At 49.2% G+C, this 824-nt stretch carries 5 tRNA genes and 1 rRNA gene; all 6 read right to left on the bottom strand.

The window, feature by feature from the left end:
• Nucleotides 1-49 precede the first annotated feature (49 nt).
• The 6 genes from AAZR19_RS18905 to rrf all read right to left on the bottom strand — a co-directional run bounded on the left by AAZR19_RS18905 (nt 50) and on the right by rrf (nt 637).
• Nucleotides 50-126 (bottom strand) — tRNA-Met (locus AAZR19_RS18905).
• 15 nt (nt 127-141) lie between these two features.
• Nucleotides 142-217, bottom strand: a tRNA-Val gene (locus AAZR19_RS18900).
• A gap of 33 nt (nt 218-250) precedes the next feature.
• Nucleotides 251-325 (bottom strand) — tRNA-Glu (locus tag AAZR19_RS18895).
• Nucleotides 326-342: 17 nt separating this feature from the next.
• Nucleotides 343-433, bottom strand: a tRNA-Ser gene (locus AAZR19_RS18890).
• Between the two features lie 4 nt (nt 434-437).
• A tRNA-Asn gene (locus tag AAZR19_RS18885) sits at nt 438-512 on the bottom strand.
• Between the two features lie 9 nt (nt 513-521).
• Nucleotides 522-637 (bottom strand): 5S ribosomal RNA (rrf, locus tag AAZR19_RS18880).
• Nucleotides 638-824 lie beyond the last annotated feature (187 nt).

The following is an 824-nucleotide window of genomic DNA, read 5'->3' as shown; positions in this document are numbered from 1 at the left end:
TCCTGCGTGACAGGCAGGCATTCTAACCAACTGAACTACCGGACCATTTTGGTTGCGGGGGCAGGATTTGAACCTGCGACCTTCGGGTTATGAGCCCGACGAGCTACCGAACTGCTCCACCCCGCGACGATATAAAAGATATGGTGGAGGATGACGGGCTCGAACCGCCGACCCTCTGCTTGTAAGGCAGATGCTCTCCCAGCTGAGCTAATCCTCCGAATAAAAAATGCTGGTGTATATTCTATAAAAATGGTGACCCGTACGGGATTCGAACCCGTGTTACCGCCGTGAAAGGGCGGTGTCTTAACCGCTTGACCAACGGGCCCTTTATTATGTAAATTGTGGCGGAGAGCAAGGGATTCGAACCCTTGAGACGGGGTTACCGCCTACACGATTTCCAATCGTGCTCCTTCGGCCACTCGGACAGCTCTCCAAATTGGCTCCGCAGGTAGGATTCGAACCTACGACCGATCGGTTAACAGCCGATAGCTCTACCACTGAGCTACTGCGGAATGAAGAAAGCCTGGCGATGTCCTACTCTCACAGGGGGAAACCCCCAACTACCATCGGCGCTGAAGAGCTTAACTTCCGTGTTCGGTATGGGAACGGGTGTGACCTCTTCGCCATCATCACCAGACAATTTAGTGACAAAAGATATTATACTATGTATTGAAAATAAATCAAGAGATATTTTAAAAATGTTCTCTCAAAACTAGATAACAATGTTCATGCTTCACATTAGAATATAGGTTAAGTCCTCGATCTATTAGTATCTGTCAGCTCCACGTGTCACCACGCTTCCACCTCAGACCTATCAACCTGAT

It is taken from the genome of Bacillus sp. Je.9.29.b, from assembly GCF_051129925.1.
Taxonomy (GTDB): Bacteria; Bacillota; Bacilli; order Bacillales; family Bacillaceae; genus Bacillus; species Bacillus safensis.
This window is presented reverse-complemented; position numbering and strand designations above follow the sequence as displayed.